The organism is Ruegeria sp. BHSB056 (assembly GCF_059613305.1).
On the sequence record NZ_JBXWSG010000016.1, the window covers coordinates 25,715 to 48,120 of the forward strand.

General features: G+C 58.4%; 25 protein-coding genes. 18 read left to right on the forward strand and 7 right to left on the reverse strand.

Translation table 11 applies throughout. The annotated features are described in order from the left end of the window. The first annotated feature begins 53 nt into the window (after positions 1 to 53). Positions 54 to 380 carry a heat shock protein HspQ gene (hspQ, locus tag AC2FND_RS06280; RefSeq protein WP_209598336.1) on the forward strand — a complete coding sequence of 109 codons (327 nt, stop codon included), beginning with the start codon at positions 54 to 56 and terminating at the stop codon, positions 378 to 380. 35 nt (positions 381 to 415) lie between these two features. Here hspQ and AC2FND_RS06285 read toward each other — a convergent pair whose 3' ends face one another. The 3 genes from AC2FND_RS06285 to AC2FND_RS06295 form a co-directional block, all read right to left on the reverse strand. Next, entirely contained in the window at positions 416 to 1,993 is a 1,578-nt protein-coding gene (locus AC2FND_RS06285; protein ID WP_496768602.1) for a gamma-glutamyltransferase family protein, read from the reverse strand. Positions 1,994 to 2,208: 215 nt separating this feature from the next. Further along, positions 2,209 to 2,658: an ATP-binding protein gene (locus AC2FND_RS06290; RefSeq protein ID WP_480506409.1), complete on the reverse strand. Its 450-nt coding sequence runs from the start codon at positions 2,656 to 2,658 to the stop codon at positions 2,209 to 2,211. A gap of 21 nt (positions 2,659 to 2,679) precedes the next feature. Continuing rightward, on the reverse strand, positions 2,680 to 3,018 hold the full coding sequence (locus AC2FND_RS06295) for an STAS domain-containing protein (RefSeq protein ID WP_496768603.1): 339 nt from the start codon (positions 3,016 to 3,018) through the stop codon (positions 2,680 to 2,682). Positions 3,019 to 3,119: 101 nt separating this feature from the next. Between AC2FND_RS06295 and AC2FND_RS06300 the strand changes: the two genes are divergently transcribed. The 12 genes from AC2FND_RS06300 (at position 3,120) to rarD (ending at position 16,260) form a co-directional block, all read left to right on the forward strand. After that, positions 3,120 to 4,292 carry a thiolase family protein gene (locus AC2FND_RS06300; RefSeq protein WP_496768604.1) on the forward strand — a complete coding sequence of 391 codons (1,173 nt, stop codon included), beginning with the start codon at positions 3,120 to 3,122 and terminating at the stop codon, positions 4,290 to 4,292. A gap of 73 nt (positions 4,293 to 4,365) precedes the next feature. Continuing rightward, positions 4,366 to 4,821, forward strand: coding sequence for a GAF domain-containing protein (locus tag AC2FND_RS06305; RefSeq protein WP_496768605.1), 456 nt, complete (start codon positions 4,366 to 4,368; stop codon positions 4,819 to 4,821). Positions 4,822 to 4,921: 100 nt separating this feature from the next. Then, positions 4,922 to 5,440: a GNAT family N-acetyltransferase gene (locus AC2FND_RS06310; protein WP_496768607.1), complete on the forward strand. Its 519-nt coding sequence runs from the start codon at positions 4,922 to 4,924 to the stop codon at positions 5,438 to 5,440. A 125-nt stretch (positions 5,441 to 5,565) separates the two neighbouring features. After that, entirely contained in the window at positions 5,566 to 6,135 is a 570-nt protein-coding gene (locus AC2FND_RS06315) for a helix-turn-helix domain-containing protein (RefSeq protein ID WP_496768609.1), read from the forward strand. Beyond that, on the forward strand, positions 6,135 to 6,758 hold the full coding sequence (locus tag AC2FND_RS06320; RefSeq protein ID WP_496768611.1) for a LysE family translocator: 624 nt from the start codon (positions 6,135 to 6,137) through the stop codon (positions 6,756 to 6,758). Before AC2FND_RS06315 ends, AC2FND_RS06320 begins: the two co-directional genes overlap by 1 nt. 4 nt (positions 6,759 to 6,762) lie before the next feature. Then, on the forward strand, positions 6,763 to 7,143 hold the full coding sequence (locus tag AC2FND_RS06325) for a GFA family protein (RefSeq protein WP_480588275.1): 381 nt from the start codon (positions 6,763 to 6,765) through the stop codon (positions 7,141 to 7,143). A 15-nt stretch (positions 7,144 to 7,158) separates the two neighbouring features. Next, a complete protein-coding gene (locus AC2FND_RS06330; protein WP_496768613.1) occupies positions 7,159 to 9,612 on the forward strand; it encodes a GcvT family protein in 2,454 nt (817 codons plus the stop codon). Positions 9,613 to 9,626: 14 nt separating this feature from the next. Continuing rightward, a complete protein-coding gene (locus AC2FND_RS06335; protein WP_496768642.1) occupies positions 9,627 to 10,661 on the forward strand; it encodes an alcohol dehydrogenase family protein in 1,035 nt (344 codons plus the stop codon). An 11-nt stretch (positions 10,662 to 10,672) separates the two neighbouring features. Continuing rightward, on the forward strand, positions 10,673 to 11,566 hold the full coding sequence (locus AC2FND_RS06340) for a homocysteine S-methyltransferase family protein (protein WP_496768615.1): 894 nt from the start codon (positions 10,673 to 10,675) through the stop codon (positions 11,564 to 11,566). 10 nt (positions 11,567 to 11,576) lie between these two features. Continuing rightward, the gene (locus AC2FND_RS06345; protein ID WP_496768617.1) at positions 11,577 to 12,551 is read left to right on the forward strand and encodes a GlxA family transcriptional regulator; all 975 of its coding nucleotides are present in this window, start codon (positions 11,577 to 11,579) and stop codon (positions 12,549 to 12,551) included. An 89-nt stretch (positions 12,552 to 12,640) separates the two neighbouring features. Continuing rightward, a complete protein-coding gene (locus tag AC2FND_RS06350) occupies positions 12,641 to 15,094 on the forward strand; it encodes a GcvT family protein (protein WP_496768618.1) in 2,454 nt (817 codons plus the stop codon). A gap of 260 nt (positions 15,095 to 15,354) precedes the next feature. Beyond that, positions 15,355 to 16,260, forward strand: coding sequence for an EamA family transporter RarD (gene rarD / locus AC2FND_RS06355; protein WP_496768620.1), 906 nt, complete (start codon positions 15,355 to 15,357; stop codon positions 16,258 to 16,260). Here rarD and AC2FND_RS06360 read toward each other — a convergent pair. Together AC2FND_RS06360 and AC2FND_RS06365 are read right to left on the reverse strand one after the other, a co-directional pair. Next, complete coding sequence (locus tag AC2FND_RS06360) at positions 16,251 to 16,964, reverse strand: SGNH/GDSL hydrolase family protein (RefSeq protein ID WP_496768622.1); 714 nt, start codon at positions 16,962 to 16,964, stop codon at positions 16,251 to 16,253. The genes rarD and AC2FND_RS06360 overlap by 10 nt on opposite strands. A 4-nt stretch (positions 16,965 to 16,968) precedes the next feature. Next, positions 16,969 to 17,379: a nuclear transport factor 2 family protein gene (locus tag AC2FND_RS06365; RefSeq protein ID WP_209504951.1), complete on the reverse strand. Its 411-nt coding sequence runs from the start codon at positions 17,377 to 17,379 to the stop codon at positions 16,969 to 16,971. Between the two features lie 92 nt (positions 17,380 to 17,471). On the opposite strand from AC2FND_RS06365, the gene AC2FND_RS06370 reads away from it, so the two are divergent. Further along, positions 17,472 to 18,119, forward strand: coding sequence for an RluA family pseudouridine synthase (locus AC2FND_RS06370; RefSeq protein WP_496768624.1), 648 nt, complete (start codon positions 17,472 to 17,474; stop codon positions 18,117 to 18,119). A 2-nt stretch (positions 18,120 to 18,121) separates the two neighbouring features. Here AC2FND_RS06370 and AC2FND_RS06375 read toward each other — a convergent pair whose 3' ends face one another. Beyond that, on the reverse strand, positions 18,122 to 18,313 hold the full coding sequence (locus AC2FND_RS06375; RefSeq protein WP_209598325.1) for a hypothetical protein: 192 nt from the start codon (positions 18,311 to 18,313) through the stop codon (positions 18,122 to 18,124). A gap of 104 nt (positions 18,314 to 18,417) precedes the next feature. Between AC2FND_RS06375 and AC2FND_RS06380 the strand changes: the two genes are divergently transcribed. The 4 genes from AC2FND_RS06380 (at position 18,418) to AC2FND_RS06395 (ending at position 21,378) form a co-directional block, all read left to right on the forward strand. Further along, positions 18,418 to 19,110, forward strand: coding sequence for a helix-turn-helix transcriptional regulator (locus AC2FND_RS06380; protein WP_209598324.1), 693 nt, complete (start codon positions 18,418 to 18,420; stop codon positions 19,108 to 19,110). A gap of 125 nt (positions 19,111 to 19,235) precedes the next feature. Next, positions 19,236 to 19,907, forward strand: a complete 672-nt coding sequence (locus tag AC2FND_RS06385) for a YiaD family glycine zipper/OmpA-like lipoprotein (RefSeq protein WP_209505259.1) — start codon at positions 19,236 to 19,238, stop codon at positions 19,905 to 19,907. 121 nt (positions 19,908 to 20,028) lie between these two features. Further along, positions 20,029 to 20,571: an NADPH-dependent FMN reductase gene (locus tag AC2FND_RS06390; protein WP_480900432.1), complete on the forward strand. Its 543-nt coding sequence runs from the start codon at positions 20,029 to 20,031 to the stop codon at positions 20,569 to 20,571. Positions 20,572 to 20,586: 15 nt separating this feature from the next. Next, positions 20,587 to 21,378 (forward strand): HTD2 family dehydratase, encoded by a 792-nt coding sequence (locus tag AC2FND_RS06395; RefSeq protein ID WP_496768626.1) that lies wholly within the window; start codon positions 20,587 to 20,589, stop codon positions 21,376 to 21,378. Here AC2FND_RS06395 and AC2FND_RS06400 read toward each other — a convergent pair. Next, positions 21,370 to 22,404 (reverse strand): NAD(P)/FAD-dependent oxidoreductase, encoded by a 1,035-nt coding sequence (locus tag AC2FND_RS06400; RefSeq protein ID WP_496768627.1) that lies wholly within the window; start codon positions 22,402 to 22,404, stop codon positions 21,370 to 21,372. The two genes, AC2FND_RS06395 and AC2FND_RS06400, sit on opposite strands and share 9 nt — an antisense overlap. Positions 22,405 to 22,406: the final 2 nt, after the last annotated feature.

Below are 22,406 nucleotides of genomic sequence, written 5' to 3' on the forward strand. Positions count from 1 at the left end.
TGATTGGCATTTCGGGCCAAAAACCGTTAGTAAATGCGGTGGGGGCCGAAACAATGTTAAAGACACGCGCGAAATACGGATTGGGCCAGGTGGTCCGTCACAAGAAACACCCTTTTCGAGGGGTGATTTTTGACGTGGACCCAGAGTTTTCGAACACAGAAGAATGGTATCAGGCCATTCCGGAAGACAGCCGTCCACGGAAAGAACAGCCGTTCTACCACCTGTTGGCAGAGAACGACCAATCCTTCTATGTTGCTTATGTTTCAGAACAAAATCTGGTTGCAGACTATTCTGGAGAGCCTGTCGAGCACCCGGATATCTCCAACATGTTCGGCCCGTTCGAAGACGGTGCTTACCCTTTGCATTTCCAACTGAACTAGGTTTGGCGAACCGGTCGGCATTGTACTGCCGCTGATCAGTATCCAAGGGCGCACCCATCCTTGCGCGGGTCGCTGGCGCCTTCCAAAACACCGTCTTTTCGGATTCGGATCGCTTGCGCTCCACCGAGCGGCGTTTCTGGAATTTCAATATTGTGGCCGATTTCAGACAATTGTTTCGCCACTTCTTCGGAATAGCCCCGCTCCAGTTTCAGGATATTTCCATCGAAAAAGGCTCGCGGCGCGTTGATGCTTTCCTGTAGCTCCAGCCCAAAGTCCCTAAGGTTCGAAACGAAACGCGCGTGCCCGGTCGGTTGATAAGCACCGCCCATAACGCCGAATGGCATCGTGACACGGTCATTTTCGGTCAACATCCCCGGTATGATCGTGTGCATCGGGCGCTTGCCGCCAGCCAGTTCATTGGGGTGACCCGGCTGAAGCGTGAACCCCGCCCCTCTGTTCTGAAGCAGAATGCCGTATTTCTCGGACGCGATTCCTGATCCAAAGCCATGAAAGATCGAATAGATTAGCGACACAGCCATAAGGTCGCGGTCGACCACTGTAATATAGACCGTGTCCTTGTGAACGGCTTCCGTCAAAGGTGCTGCTGCGGGCATTGCGCATTTTGGGTTAATCAGTGCCGCCAGCCTGACCGCAACATCCATATCAAGAAACCGCTCGGCCCGTGCGACATGATCGGGATCCGCAATGAACCGGTTGCGCGCGTCATAAGCCAGCTTGGTGGCTTCAGCCTCGATATGAACTCGTTCTGCTCCAAATGGATCCATACTGGCCAAGTCGAACTGTTTTAGAATGTTCAGTAACAGGATCGCGGTTGCGCCTTGGCCGTTTGGGGGGTGTTCGACCAGATCAACACCCTTGTAGGCCCCGCGCATGGGCTGCGTTTCAGTACACTTAGTGCGGTGGAAGTCCTCGGCGGTGTGGACACCTCCGAGTGCGGACAGGGCCCGGATCATATCCTCGGCAATGTCTCCAGAATAAAAAGCGTCGCGCCCATGGCTGGCGATCCTGCGCAGGACCTCAGCCTGACCGGGGGCGCGAAAAATCTGCCCGATTGTAGGTATCTGTCCGTTGATCAGATAATGATCACGCGCAGCGCCCTGTAATGTGGCCGCCCCCGTTTTCCAGTCAAATGCAACCCGAGGGGCCACCGGAACGCCAGCATCGGCATAGTGAATTGCGGGTTCCAGAATCGCACCCAGCCCCAAACGCCCTTCGGTTTCTGCAAGGTGACAGAAGGCGTCCACGGCACCGGGAACAGTCACCGCGTCCGGGCCGTTCAACGGTACAGATGACAGACCCTTGTCCCGCAAGGGGTCCGCCCGTGCGGCGGCCGGTGCGCGACCCGATCCGTTCAATGCGTGTATTCGGTTTTCGCCCGCACGGTTGAACAAAACGAAACAATCACCCCCTAACCCTGTCATCTGCGGTTCGCAGATCCCAAGCAGAACTGCACCTGCTATCGCGGCGTCCATGGCGTTACCGCCGCGCTCAAGAATATCGATTGCCACCTTGGCGGCCAGCGGGTGCGACGTTGCGCACATCCCCCGCGTCGCAAAAACTTCCGACCGGCCAGGTTTGTGCAGATCACGCATGGTGGGTTCTTTCTCCTTCAAACAAGGGAAAGCTATTCTCTGATTGCCGGTTGTCCAGTCATTTCAAGGGAGGAGATCCTCGGCGCCGTTCACTGGGTGGGGGCTGTGATAATTGGCGCCGAGGGAAGCTATCTGAGCTACGAGTCACTTTATGGCGGCGATTTGCGGCGCGACAATGTTTCGAAAAAGGCGTTATTGTGGCCAATTTCGGCGGGCTACCCGTTTTTTTCAAAGTTAAATCGCAAGGAAAGTCGATTGCACCCGTCGCGGCGTTCATAACAAATGTCGCTGGTAAGTTGATGAATCAGGAACCAGCCGAACCCGCCTTCGGGCAAATCCTGAATGCGGGTTCCCAGCGGCGCTGGTGTTCCGTCTGGTGGTTCGTAGCCAGGCAATGGATGGCCCGTGTCCGAAATCAGAATGTCCAGCCGGTTTCTGTCCAACCGGCATGTCACCTGAACCCCGGCCGGGGCCACGTCCATGTAGGCATGTTCCACAACGTTGTTGATTGCTTCTGCCAGTGCGATCTTGACGTCGTCCGCCTTGTGCGGCGGCAACCCTCGTTTCGCCAGTCCGGCGCTGAGTTTCGCAATCCCCGCGCTGGCTTCTGTTTCCGTTGCGGGAAAGCTCAGTTCCAAGCAGGTCGCGTTACAAATGGGCTCCACGTTGTCGCACTCCTGCTGTTGTCACCTGTCTGGTTCCGACAGGGCGTCATCCAGTGTTGCAAACAATCTGAAGACTGTATCCATGCGCGTCAGGCGAAAGACCTTTTCCACCACGGGCTGCGGGCCTGCCAGATCGAGTTTTCGGTTCAGACCCAGTTGTTTCATGGAGGCCACGATTGCGCCCAGTCCGCTTGAATCGATGAACTCGACGCCTGACAGGTCCAGAACAACCCGATCGGCGCAGGCCTCGGTTTCTGCGCGCATGTCTTCTTTGAACTGAATGGCCATCGCAGCGTCGATCCGGTCAGAGTGAACCGTGATAATCTGTGTCGTTCCGTCTGATGTGCTGGTCAGCCCCATGGTCCGGCTGCCTCCAATCTGAAAATGAGTCGTAGAAATACGCTAGACGCGAATTCTTACCATTCGGTATTCAAGGGCCGGACGACAGGAGGATTATCCGGATGAGAGATGTTGTTATTGCAGGTGCTGCCAGAACGCCAATGGGTGGTTTTCAGGGCATGTTCGACGGTGTCGCAGCATCCGAGCTTGGCGGCGCAGCGATTCGTGCCGCGTTAAAGCAGGCAGGGGCGCAGACGGTTGACGAGGTGTTGATGGGATGTGTCCTGCCCGCAGGTCAGGGGCAGGCACCGGCGCGCCAGGCGGGTTTCGCGGCGGGTTTAGGCGAGGAGGTTCCTGCCACCACGCTGAACAAGATGTGTGGTTCCGGGATGAAGGCGGCGATGATGGCCTTCGACCAGATCGCATTGGGTCATGCGGACACAATGGTCGCCGGAGGGATGGAGAGCATGACCAACGCGCCCTACCTGCTGCCGAAAATGCGGGGCGGTGCGCGCATCGGTCATGGTCAGGTGATCGACCACATGTTCCTTGACGGGCTGGAAGACGCCTATGACAAGGGCCGCCTGATGGGAACCTTTGCCGAAGACTGCGCCGAGGCGTATCAGTTCACCCGCGAAGCGCAGGATGAATATGCCTTGAAATCCTTGTCCAACGCACTGTCCGCGCAAGAAAGCGGTGCTTTCGACGGCGAGATCGTCCCCGTCACAGTGCGCACGCGAAAGGGTGAGGTTGTACAGACCGTCGACGAGCAACCCAAATCCGCCCGCCCCGAGAAAATTCCGACGCTGAAACCGGCTTTCCGCAAGGACGGGACAGTGACGGCCGCCAATTCCTCGTCAATTTCTGACGGCGCGGCGGCGCTTGTTCTGGCATCGGCTGAAACGGCGGAAGCGCTAGGGCTGACAGTTCTGGCGCGGATTCTGGGGCATGCCAGCCATGCTCAAGAGCCCGGACTTTTCACGACTGCGCCCGTTCCGGCGGCGCAAAAGCTTCTGTCCCGCATCGGTTGGAACAAGGATGATGTCGACCTGTGGGAAGTCAATGAAGCCTTCGCAGTTGTGCCGATGGCTTTCATGCACGAGATGGGATTGCCGCGCGACAAGGTAAACGTAAATGGCGGGGCCTGTGCCTTGGGCCATCCTATCGGCGCATCTGGCGCCCGTATCATGGTCACTTTGCTGAACGCGCTCGAGAAACGAAATCTCAAGCGGGGGGTTGCTGCAATCTGCATTGGCGGCGGTGAAGGAACAGCTATCGCGATCGAACGCATTTGACCCTTCATCTTTTTCGAAATACTCCGGGGGTTCGGGGGCAGCGCCCCCGAGTTTTCCAAGGGGTTCGGGACCTATGACCGTCGATTACAGTTCGCTGGCCAGTACAATTGCAGCATTGACCGAAGGCGAAACCGATCAGATTGCCCTGATGGCCACGGTTGCTTGCGAGGTCCACTATTCTGACGACCGCTTCGACTGGACCGGGTTTTACCGGGTGACAGAACCAGGCTTGCTGAAAATCGGCCCCTACCAGGGTGGGCATGGCTGTCTGGTCATCCCGTTCGCGCGCGGCGTATGTGGCGCCGCAGCGCGCACCGGGCAGGCGCAGCTTGTGCCGGATGTGGATGCGTTTCCGGGTCACATCGCCTGCGCCTCGTCCACCCGGTCCGAACTGGTTCTGCCGGTCCGGAACGCAGCGGGCGAGTTGATTGCAGTTTTCGACATCGACAGCAATCAACCCGATGCGTTCTCAACCGAAGACGCGGATAACCTGTCCGCGATCCTGTCAAAGACCTTCGCACAAGTCTGATTGAAACTAAGGTGGTACAGGGCGCGTCTGCCGATTTCTTCATTTCGATCTCACTCGGAGCCTGATAAAACCGGAAAATCCGAACCGTATTGGATTAACCATGGTCCCAGGCCATTTCCGAACTTCGCGCCTTTCGGTCAGCGACTGGAAGGTTGAACTCGCCGATCCGCGATTGCGAGGTCGGCTTGAAGATGATCTGGCAGCGCTTCTGACCCCTGAGGTCCTGAAACACCTGCCGCCGTCGATGCAGTTGCAGGGTCGGGGAATTTCGAGCTGGATTGATGACAGACGTGCTGAAAGCAATATTCTGCTTGCGCGCCAAAACCACGGTAACCACCTTATTGGCCTATTCGTGTTGGCCATGAGTTCAGAGGCCGATTCAATTCCAAACCTTCACATCGGCTATCTGATTGCAGAATCCGCCTGGGGGAATGGTTACGCCTCCGAGATGCTGCAAGGCCTGCGGGACGCATTGGCGCCTGGGCCTGACATACGCCTCATCGCCGGGGTTGGGCGCGACAATCCGGCCTCAGCCCGCGTTCTGCAAAAAACAGGCTTTACGCTTTGGCCGGAGCGCGCCTCAGAAACCGCCGATATTTATGTTTGCCATATCAGCTGAGTGACCGAACCGTCAGGGCATAGCCACCCGGAATACGGGCTTGCGTGAAAAAATGCTTGGAAATTTCACGGAATCGAGTCATCGTGAAAAACGAGGTGAAATTTTCACGATCGTTGGAGCCATCCTTGAACAGCCACGCCCCACAAAGTGCGACACTTGGTGCAGATATCCGCGCGCTGCGCAAGGCGCGTGGATTGACGCTGAGTGATATCGCGATCCGGTTGGACAGGTCTGTGGGCTGGCTCAGCCAGGTTGAACGTGACATATCCGAGCCGTCGATTTCGGACCTCAGGCAGATCGCCGAATGCCTTGGCGTACCCATGTCGATGTTGTTTGCGCATTCGGCGGCACCGGCGGACGAGCAGGGATATGTCGTGCGTGCCGGCTCGCGCCGCCCCATGGGGTCGGGCGAGGAAGGGTTGATCGAAGAGCTGCTCTCGCCGGATCTGACCGATGATTTCGAAATGGTACATTCCACCTTCAAACCCAACTCGCAGATGCAGACACCGGCCAATCGCCCGACACAGGAAGTCGGATACATGATCTCGGGCAGGCTGGACCTGACAATCGGGTCGCGCGCGTTCACGGTTGGGCCGGGTGACAGCTTTCGGATCCGACATGAACCCTATCAATGGGCCAACCCTTATGATGAGCCCGCTGTGGCCATCTGGGTCATCGCCCCGCCGGTTTACTGATGTCGTTCGAAGCCTGGGCCATATTCGCGTTGTTCTGGGTGGTTTTCGTGACCACCCCGGGCCCGAACGCGGTTAATTGCATCTCGAACGGGATGAGTTTGCCGTTTCCAAAGGCAATGCTGGGCGTATTGGCTATTCTCACACAGGCGAGCGCCTTTCTGATCCTGTCTGCGCTGGGCGTGACCGCCCTGATCGCGGCATCGCCGACCGGGTTCTTCGTCGCCAAGCTGATTGGTGCGGGGTTTTTGATCTGGTTGGGCATTCGCGGCTGGATGAATGCGACAAAACCCGCACCAGCCTCCGAGCGTCCGGCACGACATGTCTATCTGCACGCGCTTGCAGTGGCCACGATCAATCCCAAAAGCGTCGCCGGATACCTGGCCGCGTTTTCGCAGTTCGTTCAGCCCGAGGTCCCGATCTGGCAGCAGATGGGGGTTATCATGCCGACCGCGCTGGTCATCACCACACTCAGCTACACCGGCTTTACGGCGCTGGGTGCCTTGATGGGCAAGGCAGCGCTGGGCGCCGTGTTCAATATCTGGGTGCGCCGTATCATGGCGGCTTGTTTTGTCATCTACGGTGTGTTGTTGGGAACCAGCACCACACCCGCAACAAAGGGGTAGTCAGATGCATAAGGGATCCTGCCTTTGCGGCTCGGTCGCGTTCACGATCAACGGAGACATGTCGCCGCCTTCGGTCTGCCATTGCGGACAATGCCGCAAACAGTCGGGCCATGTCTGGGCTTCGGCTTCGACCCGTCAGGACAACCTGAGCTTCTCTGCCAGCGACACGCTCAGCTGGTATCGCGCGTCTGACATCGCCCGGCGCGGATTTTGCAGCAGCTGTGGCTCGTTCCTCTTCTGGCAACACAACCAAGAGGACACGATTTCGATTTCCATGGGCGCGCTGGACGCACCCACAGGTTTAAAGCTCTCAAAGCACATCTTCGTGGCTGACAAGGGCGACTATTACGACATTACGGACGATCTGCCTCAAGAGGCACAGTAACAAGGATCAAAACGCATGAGTGATTTTCCAACAAAAGCCCGCGTGGTCATTATCGGAGGCGGTGTGGTGGGGGCTTCCTCGCTGTATCACCTTGCCAAGAAAGGCTGGACCGATTGTGTTCTGCTGGAAAAGAACGAACTGACTGCCGGGTCGACCTGGCATGCTGCAGGGAACGTTCCGACCTTCTCGACCTCATGGGCGATCATGAACATGCAGCGCTACTCGACCGAGCTGTATGCGCGTCTGGGCGAGGAAGTCGATTACCCGATGAACTACCACCAGACCGGTTCGATCCGACTGGCGCATTCGAAAGAACGTGTGCAGGAATTCGAGCGCGCCATGGCGATGGGCCGTTATCAGGGGATCCCGATGGAAATGTGGACCCCGGAAGAAGCGAAAGAGCGTTATCCCTTCCTGGAAACGCATGACCTTGAAGGTGTTCTCTACGATCCGACGGATGGCGACATCGATCCGGCGCAACTGACCCAGGCGCTGGCCAAGGGCGCACGCGATATGGGGCAGAAGATCATCCGTTTCTGCCCGGCGACTGGCGTGACGCAGCATGATGACGGCACCTGGACCGTGCACACGGACAAAGGCGATATAGCCTGTGACTATGTTGTGAACGCAGCCGGGTATTATGCACAGCGCGTGGGCGAATGGTTCAAGCCCTTCGGTGGCCGCACCGTTCCGGCAATGGTCATGAGTCACCAGTACCTGCTGACCGATGAAATCCCCGAGATCGAAGCATGGACCAAGCAAAGCGGTGCCAAGCTGCCGCTGCTGCGTGATGTGGATGTCTCGTACTACCTGCGGCAGGAAAAGAACGGCTTCAACCTTGGTCCTTACGAGCCCAACTGCAAGGGCCACTGGATGACCGAAGACGATCCGATGCCGGATGATTTCAGCTTTCAATTGTGGAATGACGATCTGGACCGCATCGAAGATATCGTCACCGATGCGATGGAGCGGGTGCCGCTGATGGCAACCTCGGGCGTTGGACGCGTCATCAACGGGCCGATCCCTTACGCGCCTGACGGGCTGCCTTTGATCGGCCCGATGCCCGGCGTCAAGAACGCGTTCGAAGCACATACTTTCACGTTTGGCATCGCGCAGGGCGGTGGCGCAGGCAAGGTTCTGGCCGAGTGGGTCGTTGATGGCGCGACCGAATGGGATATGTGGGCCGTCGATCCGCGCCGCTATACCGATTACACCGATCAGGATTATTGCAACCAGAAAGGCATGGAAGTTTATGGCAACGAATATGCCATGCACTTCCCGCACCATGAATGGCCTGCCGCACGAGACAAGAAGCTGTCGCCCGTGCATGACAAGGTGATCGCGCACGGCGGTGTCATGGGGGCCTATAGCGGCTGGGAACGCGCCAACTGGTTTGCACAGCCCGGCGATGACACCTCGCTGGACGCGACCCATACTTGGGGTCGGTCCGGACCGTGGGAACAGCGGATCAAGGAAGAATGTGAGGCCGTGCGCGATCATTGTGGCGTGTTGGACCTGCCGGGCTTCTCGCGGTTCAAAATACAGGGGCCGGGTGCTGATGAATGGCTGCGCGGTCTGGTTGCAGGGGCATTGCCCAAGATTGGTCGGGTTGGGCTGGTTTACTTCGCAGATGACCGCGGGCGTATCCTGACCGAAATGTCGGTCACGCGCGAGGCCGAAGACCTGTTCGTTCTGGTCACTGCAGCGACCGCGCAATGGCATGACCGTGAATGGCTTGAGCGTCACATACCTGCCGATGCCGAGTTCACGCTGGAAGACTGGACAACGCGGATGAGCACGCTGATCGTTACCGGGCCTCGATCTCGGGACATTCTCAGCAAAGTTACCGAGGCCGATCTGACCTTGCCGTGGCTCAGCTTTCAGGAAAGCGAAACCAAAGGCGGATGGGTCGCTCTGCTGCGTGTCTCATTCGCTGGTGAGCTGGGCTGGGAAGTTCACGCTGAAAATGCGGATATGCCTGCGATCTACGACGCGATCATCGATGCCGGTGCCAAGCCGTTCGGGATGTATGCGCTGAACTCGCTGCGGATCGAAAAGGGGTACCGCGCCTGGAAGGGCGATCTGTCGACCGACTATTCCCTGCTTGAAGGCGGGTTGGAGCGGTTCGTCAAACTGGACAAACCGCAGGACTTCCCTGGCAAGGCCGCAATCCTGAACGAAAAGCAGCAAGGCGTGAAAAAGTCCTTCGTCACCCTGACTGTTGATGCGGGCGATTGCGACGCGCCGTATATGTCCTGCATCTGGCATGGCGATGAGATCGTGGGCGAAACCACATCCGGCGCATGGGGCTACCGTGTTGGTAAATCCATCGCGCTGGGCATGATCCGGGCCGAGCTTGCCAATCCGGGAACTGAGCTTGAGGTCGAAATCTACGGCCAGAAATGCCGCGCCGTTGTAGAGCTGGACCAGCCGCTCTGGGACCCCGAGAACGAGCGGTTGCGCGCGTGACGCTTCCGGCGACCATGTCCGGCGTCTATCTGACCGGCCATGGCGGGCCAGAGGCGCTGGAATGGCGTGACGATATCCCTGTCCCGGCCCCTGGGCCAGGGCAGGTGCTTGTTCGGGTCGCTGCAGCAGGCGTGAATAACACGGACATCAACACGCGGGTCGGCTGGTATTCATCGGATGTCACCGGTGCGACGGATGCCGTCGATCAGGATATTGAAGCCGGCGGATGGGGTGGCGCACTGAACTTTCCCCGCATTCAGGGGGGCGATCTGTGCGGGATCGTTGAAAAGGTTGGGCCAAACTCGGGGTTCAAAAAGGGCCAGCGCGTGACTTGCCCGATCAACCTGCCGCGTCCGCGCCCCGGCAGCCCTCAGGGCTTTATTGCGCTCGGGTCTGAGATTGATGGCGCTTTTGCCCAATACTGTCTGGTTGAAGCAAATGACCTTTATGACGCAAGTACATCGCCCCTGTCAGACGTGGAAATTGCGGCCATTCCATGTGCCTTTGGTACTGCCGAAAACCTGCTGACGCGCGCGGGCGTGACGGCAGGGCAAAAGGTTCTGATCACCGGCGCGTCAGGCGGCGTTGGTCTGGCGGCGGTGCAGCTTGCTGCGCTGCGCGGAGCGTCGGTTTGGGGTGTGACGGCGGCAGCGAAGGCAGAGGTCGTCAAATCCCAAGGCGCGTTGGGCACATTTGGCCGGGATGAGCTGCCGCCGCAGGATATGTTCGACGCGGTTATAGATGTGGTGGGCGGGCCCGCATGGGCATCGCTGATCCTTGCCCTGAAACCCGGCGGGCACTACGCCGTTTCGGGGGCAATTGCCGGCCCGATTGTCGAGGCTGATCTGCGAGACATCTATTTGCGCGATATCACCATCCACGGCTGCACGCATCAGGCGCCCGAAGTCTTTGGCCGCCTTGTGGAGTTGATGAATACCGGACGGATCAAACCACTGGTTTCCCGAACCTACCCGTTGAAGGATATCGCCCGCGCACAGGCTGATTTTCAGGCAAAGACCCTTCCGGGTAAACTCGTGCTGCTGCCTTAAGGAGCAAGGACATGACAAAGATCACTCTGTTGGACGGTTCAATCGGACAGGAACTGGTCAAACGCAGCGGAGACCGGGCGACGCCGCTATGGTCCACACGTGTGATGATCGACCACCCTGATCTGGTCGGCGCGGTGCATGGCGACTACTTCCGCAGTGGTGCCACGGTTGCGACCACCAATACCTACGCCGTCCACCGCTCACGCCTTGTACGGGTGGGGATGGAGGACCAGATGCCCGCCCTTGTCGACACTGCCCTGACACAGGCCGAACGTGCCCGTATTTCGACCGGGGGGCGGATCGCCGGGTCTCTGGGGCCGCTTCTGGCATCTTACCGACCCGACCTGAACCCGGACCCGGCAGACGCGGCGGAAAAGTTTGCTGAACTTGTAGCTTTGATGGCTGCGCGCGTCGATCTGTTTCTGATCGAGACAGTGTCCTCGGTGCAGGAGGCCGAGGGCGCGCTGCGTGGAACGACCGGATGTGGCAAACCGGTCTGGCTGTCATTCACGGTCAATGACGACGATGGCCGTCGCCTCAGGTCCGGCGAACCACTAAGGGATGTCGCGCCTTTGGTAGAAGAGTTTTCGCCTGACGCGCTGCTGATCAATTGTTCGCGCCCCGAAGCGATCCCGGCTGCTCTGGAAATCCTGTCCACTATGAACAAGCCCTATGGTGCTTACGCCAACGGCTTTACACATATTTCAGATGAGTTTCTAAAGGACGCGCCGACAGTGGATGCGTTGGATCAACGCCATGATCTTGGTCCCGATGCTTATGCGGATCACGTCATGCGTTGGGTCGATCAGGGGGCCACGATTGTCGGCGGGTGCTGCGAAATTGGCCCGGACCACATCGAAGCGCTGGCCAACCGGTTGCGTGCTGCCGGGCACGAGATCGTCTAAGGTGACAGCGATGAGGAAAGTTGCTTCTGATTCACCGCAGGCGATACAGCAACATTTCGATATTCTGGTCGCACCCGGATTTGTGCTGCTTGAACTGGCCTCATTGGTCGAGGTTCTCAGGCTGGCAAATCGTGTGTGTCCGAAGCCGCCGTTCACTTTTGCCTATCGGTCGCTCAATGGTGGCCCGATCTCCAGCAGCAGCGACGCGGTGGTGCAAACGGAACGCGTGCAGCCGCAACCCAAGGCGAATTATCTTTTTGTGATCGGCAATTCTGACCCGGATCACCCGGACTTGTCTTTGGGGCGGGTGGTGTCGGACTATACTTTCCGCGATGCCAAGGTGTTTCTGCTGGCGGAAGCGGCCAGCCGGTATATCGACGAACAGGGTTCAGATGATTTGGCAACTCACTGGGAAAACGCCTCGTTCCTGCGGGAACGCGGGGCCCGGTTTGAAGCCAAGCTGTCGATTGCAACCGAACAGGGCGCCGTTGTGACCTGTGCCGGAATGGAGGCGACAACAGATGTCGCGCTGGCAGTAATCGGTCGCCATATCTCGGGGCCTGCAAAGATGACCGTGGCGGACATCATGCTGCATGAAAACATCCGGGATTTCGCCTCGATGCAGCCTTTCTCGGGGGTAAAGTTGACGGCGACCGGAGATGTGAAGCTGGATCAGTGCATCAAGCTCATGCAGGCCAATATCGAAGACCCTCTGCCGATCAATCAGATCGTCGATTCGCTGCAACTGTCGAACCGCTCGCTTGAGCGTAAGTTCAAAACCTTCTTTGGCACCACACCCAACGGATTCTATCGCGAAATGCGGCTGGCCAAGGCCAACAACCTGCTTTTGAACACCACTATGAGCGTTCGCGAAATCGGGTTGGCCTGCGGTTTTCCGAACGGGTTTTCCTCTGTTTACAAAAGCTTCTTCGGCGTCACTCCCTTTGTCGTTCGGCGGGAAAAGCGGGCCGCGACACATCGGTGAAAAATGCGGATCTTGTGACGTTTTTGGTGCATTTATTGTCGATCTTCCGTGGCAGTTTACGCCTAACCTGACACAGCGGAGATTTCAGGATGGTTGATCTTCCCAGCAAGGCCCGAGTGGTCATCATCGGTGGCGGCGTCATCGGATGTTCGGTCGCGTATCATCTGACCAAGAAGGGCTGGACCGATGTTGTTCTGCTTGAGCGCAAGCAACTGACCAGCGGCACCACCTGGCATGCGGCGGGTCTGATCGGGCAACTGCGCGCGTCTTCCAACATGACCAAACTGGCGCGCTATTCCGCCGAACTTTATCTGGGCCTTGAGGAAGAGACCGGCGTCGCCACCGGCCTCCGTCAGGTCGGGTCCGTTTCGGTTGCCCTGACAAGTGAGCGGTTGGAAGAGCTTCACCGAAATGCGGCAATGGCCCGCGCTTTTGGCGTTCCGGTCGAAGAGCTTTCTCCGACTGAAGTCAAAGAGCGATATGAGCACATCAACCTCGACGGCGTGGCAGGTGGCGTCTGGTTGCCAACCGATGGCCAGGCGGATCCTGCTAATATTGCCTTGGCGTTGGCCAAGGGTGCGCGTCAACGCGGTGGGGTGATCAAGGAACGGGTGAAGGTGACCGGGATTTCCCGGCGCGGACGGCGTGCAACCGGTGTCGACTGGGTCAGTGATGATGGGCAAACCCAAGGGCATATCGCCTGCGATATGGTTGTTAACTGCGCGGGAATGTGGGGACACGAGGTAGGCAAGATGGCCGGCGTGAATGTGCCGCTGCACGCCTGCGAACATTTCTATATCGTCTCTGAACCCATTGAAGGGTTGAGCCAAATGCCGGTTCTGCGGGTGCCAGATGAATGTGCCTACTACAAGGAAGACGCGGGCAAAATGATGTTGGGCGCATTCGAGCCCAATGCCAAACCCTGGGCCATGAACGGTATTCCCGACAACTTCGAGTTCGACCAACTGCCCGAGGATTTCGATCACTTCGAACCGATCCTCGAAGCGGCGTGCAACCGGATGCCAATGCTGTCCGAGGCGGGTATTCACACCTTCTTCAACGGCCCCGAATCCTTTACTCCCGACGACGCCTATCACCTGGGTCTGGCGCCCGAGATGGACAATTTTTGGGTCGCGGCCGGGTTCAACTCGATCGGTATCCAGTCCGCCGGTGGCGCGGGCATGTCGCTGGCCGAGTGGATGGATACAGGTGAAAAGCCCTTTGATCTGGGCGACGTGGATATCGGTCGGATGCAGCCGTTTCAGGGTAATAAGAAGTACCTATTTGAACGCTCAAAAGAAACGTTGGGATTGCTCTACGCCGACCACTACCCCTATCGCCAGAAAGCCACCGCACGGGGCGTGCGCCGAACCCCGTTTCACCATCACCTGAAAGAACAGGGCGCCGTATTTGGTGAACTCGCAGGTTGGGAACGGGCCAATTGGTACGCGAATGAAGGGCAAGAGCGCGAATACCAGTACAGCTGGAAGCGCCAGAACTGGTTCGAGAATTCCGCTGCCGAGCACAGAGCCGTGCGCGAGAATGTGGGCATGTATGACATGTCTTCCTTCGGCAAGATTCGCGTGGAAGGCCCTGATGCCGAAGAGTTCATGAACTACATCGGCGGGGGTGACTACTCGGTCCCTGTCGGCAAGATCGTCTATACGCAGTTTTTGAACCGCACAGGCGGGATCGAAGCAGACGTCACCGTGACCCGCCTGACCGAAACCGCCTATCTGGTCGTGACCCCCGCAGCCACACGCTTGGCGGATCAGACATGGATGATGCGCCATGTCGGGGATTTCAACGTGGTCATTACAGATGTCACAGCGGGTGAAGGCGTTCTCGCTGTCATGGGTCCAAACGCCCGGGCTCTGATGGAAAAGGTCTCGCCCAACGACTTCACAAACGCGACCAACCCCTTCGGTACGGCACAGCAGATCGAGATCGGAATGGGCCTGGCCCGTGCACATCGCGTGACCTATGTGGGTGAGCTTGGATGGGAAATCTATGTTTCCTCAGACATGGCGGGCCACGTCTTTGAGACGCTGCATGAGGCTGGTCGGGACATGGGGCTGAAGCTGTGTGGTATGCACATGATGGACAGCTGCCGGATCGAAAAAGGTTTCCGCCACTTCGGCCATGATATCACCTGTGAAGATCACGTGGTTGATGCTGGTCTTGGCTTTGCCGTCAAGGTGGACAAGGGCTGCGACTTCATCGGCCGCGAGGCGGTGATCGCGCGCAAGGAAACCGGCCCGAAATCGCGCCTGGTGCAGTTCCGTCTGACCGACCCTGAACCGCTGTTGTTCCACAACGAGCCGATTGTGCGTGATGGCGAATATGTCGGCTACCTGAGTTCCGGCAATTACGGTCATAGCCTCGGCGGTGCCATCGGATTGGGCTATGTGCCGTGCGAAGGTGAAAAGGCCGCGGACGTTTTGGGTTCAACCTATGAGATCGATGTTTGCGGCGTGAAGGTCAAAGCCGAAGCATCGCTAAAACCGATGTATGACCCGAAATCTGAACGGGTGAAGGTCTGACAGACAGGGCAGGGGGCTCTGCCCCCACCGCCCGTGCCGGGCGACTCCCCCGGGATATTTGGAGCCAGGTGAAGCAAGAGATACGCACTTCATCTGGCCTAAAATATCCCGGAGCGCGAGGCAGCGCCTCGCATTTTTGGCGGCAATAGCTGCGGTCAGCTAACATATCACAAATGTTTATGTGACACTTCACTGTTTTCAGAGTTTTCAATCCGTTCAGTTCTGCCGTAAACGAAACCGGTATCAACCGGAGAGCCTTCGTGACAGCCTCGCCTTTATCACCTCAGAATGCAGACACGCCCAAAGGTTTGGCTTTGGCTGTCACGGCGTATGTCCTGTGGGGATTTCTGCCTCTTTACATGAAGGCGATGGATCACATAGGACCGGTCGAGGTGGTGGCGCATCGGATTATCTGGTCTGTTCCGGTTGCAGGTTTGCTGCTGGTCGCGCTGGGGCGCACCCGGGATTTGAAGGCGGCACTTGGCAATCCCCGGATGCTGGCCATGGCGGCTTTGACGGCGGCGCTGATTTCCGTGAACTGGGCGATCTATGTTTGGGCGATCTCGACGGGGCACGCGCTGGACGCGGCGTTGGGGTATTACATCAATCCGCTGTTCAGTATCGCGTTAGGCGCGATTTTGCTGCGTGAGCCCCTGACGCGGACCCAATTGTTTGCGGTGGGGCTTGCCGCGCTGGGCGTTCTTGTGCTTGTGCTTGAGGCTGGGCGACTTCCCTGGGCGGCGCTGGGTTTGATGGTCAGTTGGGGTTTCTATGCATTCTTTAAGAGATCCCTTCCAATTGGTCCCAACCAGGGTTTTCTGCTTGAGGTCCTGATCCTTTTGATCCCGGCCCTGGCCTATGTCACCTGGCTGGGTGTGCAAGGCGCAGGTCATTTTGGCGTAGCGATGTCTGATACCCTGCTGTTGTCCTGCGCCGGTATCGTCACGGCGGTGCCATTGCTGGTCTATGCGAACGGAGCCAAGCTGGTGCGCCTGTCGACCATGGGCATCCTGCAATACATTGCGCCGACTATGATTTTCACTACAGCCATCACTCTGTTTGGTGAGAAGATCGACACCGGACGCATGATCGCATTCCCCCTGATCTGGGTGGCTTTGGTCATTTACTCGATCCCATTGATCCGGCAGGCGCGGGCTCAGGCCTGAAGCAACAGGCGTGATGCAGCATCTGCCCACAGCGCATAGGCCCGCGGGCTTGGGTGATAGCCGTCCGGTGCCGCCAGGGCCGGGTCGTCGGGCAGATCAAGCTTCAGGTGCTCCACATGGGAATGGACGGAAACAACCTGTTGCAACGCGTTATCCAGCCGTGCAGCCTGACGGCCAAGCACCCAGGCCAATGGGTGTGGCAGGGCCGGAAACCTGTGCATTTGTGGAACGCCGGTGATGATTATGCGCCGCGCCTTCAGTTCGTTTGACAGGATGTTAATAAGCTGAGCCTGACGTTCCGAAAATGTGCGGCAGGAGACGGCGCAGGTGACGTCATTCACCCCCAAAGCCGTGACCACCGCATCGAATTCTCCCTTTATGCCCCTCAGACGTTCAATTGTGTCCAGCGTCGTGTGCCCTGTAGTGGCCTCAAGTTGCCATTCAACCGTGTGGTGTCTGGCCAACCGGTCCACAAGCTGTCCCGACAAGGCCTGTGCCTGAGTTCCCGCGCCCACTCCGGCCGCCGAGCTGTCACCAGTGATCAGCAGACGCAGGCGGGGCCCACGCCCTGTTCGGCCCTCTCTCGGGCCAGTGGGCTCCGGCAAAAGCCGGGCGTTGCGGCGCACCAAAAGCGCTTGCGTGGCCAGAACGGGCAGCAAGGGCACACGTAGTACCTGGTCGGGTGCTATCAGGGCGCGCATCATCAAGTCACGTCAGGGCGTTTTTGAATTCCAGAAAACGAGCGTCAGTCATCACGCGCGCCATCATCGCCTCGCGTAAAGCGCCGACTGTTTTGTAGGGGCGCATGGCGACTTCGAAGATTTGGATCAAACCGGCCTCGTTCAGTGTAATGAGGTCAACGCCAATGCCGTCCAAATCTCCAATCTTGCATTGAAATTCCAGCGCCCAATCGTTGCCGGCGCCCATGACCCGGCGATACCGGAAGTCGGAAAAGACCTGCCCGACATGGCCAAGAACGGCAGCCACAGGTGCGCGCCCGGTCCAGGTGCTGTAATAGGTTGGTGGCAGGAACTGCACATCTTCGGCCAACAGATCGTGAATCAGCGCCTCATCGCCCTTGGCGACAACCTCTTGCAGTCGTTCAATTGTCGGGTGCATGTCCTATCCTCCTGCGCAGAAGTTCACCGAACATGACCGGGCGCGCAAGGACGACGTTGCGGGAAGAGGCGTGCTGAGATAGGCAGGCCCGCATGAGCGAAACCTATGCCCCCCCGCAAACCGCGCTGGACGTGCTGCACGAAGATGCGCAGCTGATTGTGGTGAACAAACCGTCGGGTCTGCTTTCCGTACCGGGGCGGGGCGAGCATCTGGCTGATTGCCTTCTGACACGCGTGCAGGCGGCTTTCCCTCAGGCGCTGCTTGTGCATCGACTGGACCGGGACACATCAGGTGTCATGGTATTTGCCCAAACGCCCCATGCGCAACGGCATCTGAGTATGCAGTTCGAAAAGCGGCAGACCCGGAAAACCTATATTGCCCGTGTCTGGGGGCGGATGGAGCCAAAGACCGGCACCGTTGACCTGCCGTTGATCGTGGACTGGCCCAACCGACCCAGACAAATGGTGTGTCATGATACGGGCAAACCTGCTGTCACCGATTGGCGCGTTGTGAAACATGAGGGTGAAACCTCTCGCGTGCGTATGTTTCCCAAAACCGGGCGGTCTCATCAGTTGCGCGTTCATATGCAGGCATTGGGTCACCCGATTCTGGGCGATCCATTCTATGCAACAGGTGCGGCAAGGGAATTTCCCAGATTGATGCTGCATTCCGAAGAACTGCGCCTGAAGCATCCCGAGGGCGGTCATTCGATGAAGTTTCGCGCCCATCCCGATTTCTGACCTCAGACAATTCCGGCCCACAGCATCTTCAGGTTGCCCAGCGAAATACGTCTTGTTCGTTTCGTGGAAACCGGCTGGCGGCAATGGCGCTCCTGCGCGAGCTCACGTTCAATCTCGAAGGCACGCAGTGTGTGATCCTGTGACCATTGGCCAAGTTTCAATGTCATCATGATGTGGTTGTCGAGGTGCGGCATTTCTTGGCTCCTTGTGTGATATCCACCCATTGTCGCCCTTCACTGCTGACAGCATGGTGTCAGTGGGGTGTGCTAGGGTGTCAGCAGAGTGTCAGGAGAATGCGATGCGCCGTTCGACCCGTTTGTTCGAAATCATCCAGATTCTGCGGGCCGCAAGTGCGCCGGTCACGGCAGAAGCACTGGCCACCCGGCTGGAGGTGTCCATCCGCACTGTCTATCGTGACATTGCCGAATTGCAGGCCCAGCGAACACCCATCGAAGGTGAGGCCGGTGTCGGTTACATGATGCGGCGCGGTTACGATTTGCCACCGCTGAATTTCGACGCGGAAGAGGTTGAGGCCCTGTGGGTTGGCCTTTCTCTTCTGGCGCGCACCGGCGACAGCCACCTGCAGCGGGCCGCCAGTCGGATCTGTCAGAAGATCGATGCTCTGCATAGCCCGACCGATTGGTTGCAGGTTTCACCCTGGGGGGCTCCGGCGGATGATCCCGACAAAGGGTGTGTTTCTGTTTCGCATTATCGCGAAGCTATTCGGGCAGAACGGAAAATCCGTATCACCTATATAGACGGCGAAGGCGAACAAACCATCCGCGTGGTGCGCCCGCTGGCGCTGATCTATCATGTCGAATGCACGTTGCTGGCAGGGTGGTGCGAGATGCGAAACGGCTTTCGCCATTTCAGAACTGATCGCATCTGGTCCAGTGAATACACTGACGAAGGATTTCTGGGGCAGGGTAAATCTTTGCGCGATCTCTGGCAGGAGCAACAGCACGCGGGCACCTTTGCGGAACCGGTATGAGTGGCCTTTGGCGGGTATTCGCCTATTTCACCGCATTGTTGCTTGAGCCTGTGAGCAAGCGCAGTGATATACTGGGTGAAATGGATCAAGCCCGAAGAACGGGTACCGGAGCAGAAGGTGATATCATGACGATTTCAAAGTTTTTCCTGGCGACAGGCTTGTGTTCAATCATGGCCGTGACGGCCTGTACCGATCCGGGCACCCTGACCGTGCAGAACGACCCCAATAAAAATACCAAGCAGGGTGCGGTTCTGGGGGGGCTTATCGGTGCGGGTGTCGGCGCGATCGCCAATAATTCGAACCCGGGTCTTGGGGCGCTGGCTGGTGCCGCCATTGGTGCCACAGGTGGCGGTCTGATCGGCAACCAGTTGGACAAGCAGGCTGCGGAATTGCGTCAGCAACTGGCAAATGACGGGATTACCATCGTCAATGCGGGTGACCGGCTGATCGTGACTGTCCCGAATGACATTACGTTTGACACGGACAGCTCGACCGTGCGTCCGGCGCTGCGGGCGGATCTGGTGAAAGTGGGCCAAAACCTTGTCAACTATCCCAACTCGAACGTGCAGATCATCGGTCATACCGACAGCGATGGTGACGCGTCTTATAATCAGGGATTGTCCGAGCGTCGCGCAAACGCGGTCGCGGATATCCTGCAGGCCAATGGTGTCAGCTACAGCCGTATCAGAACCTACGGTCAGGGTGAAAACAACCCGGTCGCGTCCAACCTGACGCCGCAAGGAAAAGCGCAAAACCGTCGGGTTGAGATTGTCGTCGTCCCCAGCGGAAACGCGTGATCCTGAAACGCAGGACCGGTCTGGCCGGCCCCTGTTGCGCAATGACTGTGCGTCAATGGGGGTTTGGTCAGGGTCAATCTCGGTCTAACTATTGGGAAACACTGAAACGGAGTTGTCCCTGATGTCTCAACCGACCCTGCTTGGCCTGTCCGGCTCCCTGCGCAAGGACGCGACGAACCGCAAGCTGCTGCGCGAAGCGGCCCGGTTGTTCGACCCTGTCAGCTATGCCGAAGCAGACCTGAACCTGCCGCTTTATGATGGCGACCTGGAGGATGCCGAAGGGATACCGGCATCTGTTCAGATGCTGGCCGACCAGATCGGGCAGGCGGATGCGGTGATCATCTCGACGCCCGAGTACAACAAAGGGCCTTCGGGAGTTCTGAAAAACGCACTGGACTGGGTCAGCCGGACGAAAGGCAATCCATGGGCGGGCAAGCCGGTCGCCGTGATGTCGGCCGCGGGTGGCCGCGCGGGTGGGGAAAGGGCGCAGATGATCCTGCGCGCCTGCATGGTACCCTTTCAGCCCCGCATCTTGCAGGGTCCGGAAATCCACCTCGCCGACAGTTCGAATGAGTTCGACGATCAGGGAAGGTTGTTGTCCGAGCGATATGAAAATTCACTGCACATGCTGATGCAGAAACTCAGGGCCGAGGCCGGTTTCTGAGCTTGGACTGCCCATATGTTGGAACAGCGTCAAAGCGATATCCTTGACCCGGCCCGTGCCGCGTCGTTTCAGGTTGCGTTGGGCTCTGAGCCAACTATTGCCAAAGGCTCAACTCTGCCGCCATTCTTCCATCAACTCTATTTCTGGGCGCCGCAACCACCTGCCGCGCTTGGGCGGGATGGGCATCCCAAGGTGGGTGGCCTGATCCCGGATATGGGATTGCCCCGCAGAATGTGGGCCGGTGGGCAATTGGAATTTCATGCACCGCTGATCGCGGGTGTCCCTGCTGACAGGACATCGGTTCTTGAAAACCAAAGCGCAAAAGCGGGGCGGTCCGGCCCGTTGGGTTTTGTCACGTTGCGGCACGAGATACGGCAAGGCGGCCAACTTTGTCTGACCGAGTGGCAGGATCTTGTTTATCGTGAAGACCCCGCACCGGGTGTGATGACTCCGGCGCCGCCCCAATCGCGCACGGATGAAACGGATATCCGCGCGGTCGAGTTTAATTCCACCCTGCTGTTTCGCTATTCGGCGCTGACCTTCAACGGCCATCGCATTCACTACGATCTGGACTATGCGCGTGATGTGGAAGGATATGCAGGGCTGGTTGTGCACGGGCCACTTCTGGCGCAGCTTCTGATGCTGTTTGCAGTTGATCTTGGCGGACCACTCAAGTCGTTTTCTTTCCGTGCGACCTCACCGTTGATGCATTTCGAGACTGCACAGCTGTGCCGGAACGGTCAGGACATGTGGGTGCGCGGCCCGGACGGGCGGCAATGCATGAAGGCTATGGCCCTATTACAGTGAGACTTCGGGGCGGAAGTCATCGGGGATCGAATCCCGGTCCTCCAGCATCAGATCGGCCATAACCTCGGCAACTTTCGGAGCCATGCCAAAGCCGATCTTGAAGCCGCCATTGGCGATGAACTGGCCCTGGTGCAATGGATGCAGGCCCAACATCGGGGCGCGGCTTTTGCTGCGGGGGCGCACCCCGGCCCAACGTTCGATCACCTCGGCCCCGTGCAAAAGCGGCAGCGCACGCGTGGCTCGGTCTATGACATCGTTCAAAGCACTGTCTGTGCTGGTCGAGTCGTCGTAGTCCCGTTCGGACGTTGATCCGATTGCAAGCGTCCCGTCCGCATGCGGCACGATATGGACCGCATCCGCGAATAGCTGTGGCATCTCTCCTGCATCAAAGCGCAACAGGGCGGCCTGACCTTTGACACCGTTTCCGACGGTCTTTCCGTAGGCGTCGTTCAGTTCCAGTAATCCTGCAAGGCCCGTGGCGTGGACAACCTGCCCCCTGTCGTCTGCGTTTGCGACAACGTGAACACCCATGACCTCAAGGGCTGCAACCAGCGCGGCGCAGGCCCGCCGGGGATGCATGCGCGCCGTCAGCGTATCGCGAATGACAAAGCCTGTGGGGCTGGGCGGGCACCACGATCCGGCCTGCGATGTGCTGATCACCCGCCATTCTGCCTGCCCCTGCCAAAGCTGATCGGCTGAACCTTCGCGCTGCCGGGCCAGATCCAGGCTTCGGGTATCAGGAATGGGTTGAAGACGGCCCAGCCGCCCGTAGCCGGGAGAAACGCCGCCGGTACCCTCGACCTGTTGCCAAAAGGGTTCGGCCATGATCAGGCTGTCGAATTGAAAAGCTTTCTTGGCATTCCAGTTTTCGGGCACATGCGGGGCCAAGGCCCCCACCAGACCGCCACTGGACCCGGAACCAGGTCCAAAAGGATCGACGACCTGTACCTTCGCGCCCCGCCGGGCGCAGGCCCAAGCGATGGACAGGCCGAAAATTCCCGCCCCGCGAACCGTCACATCGACCATTG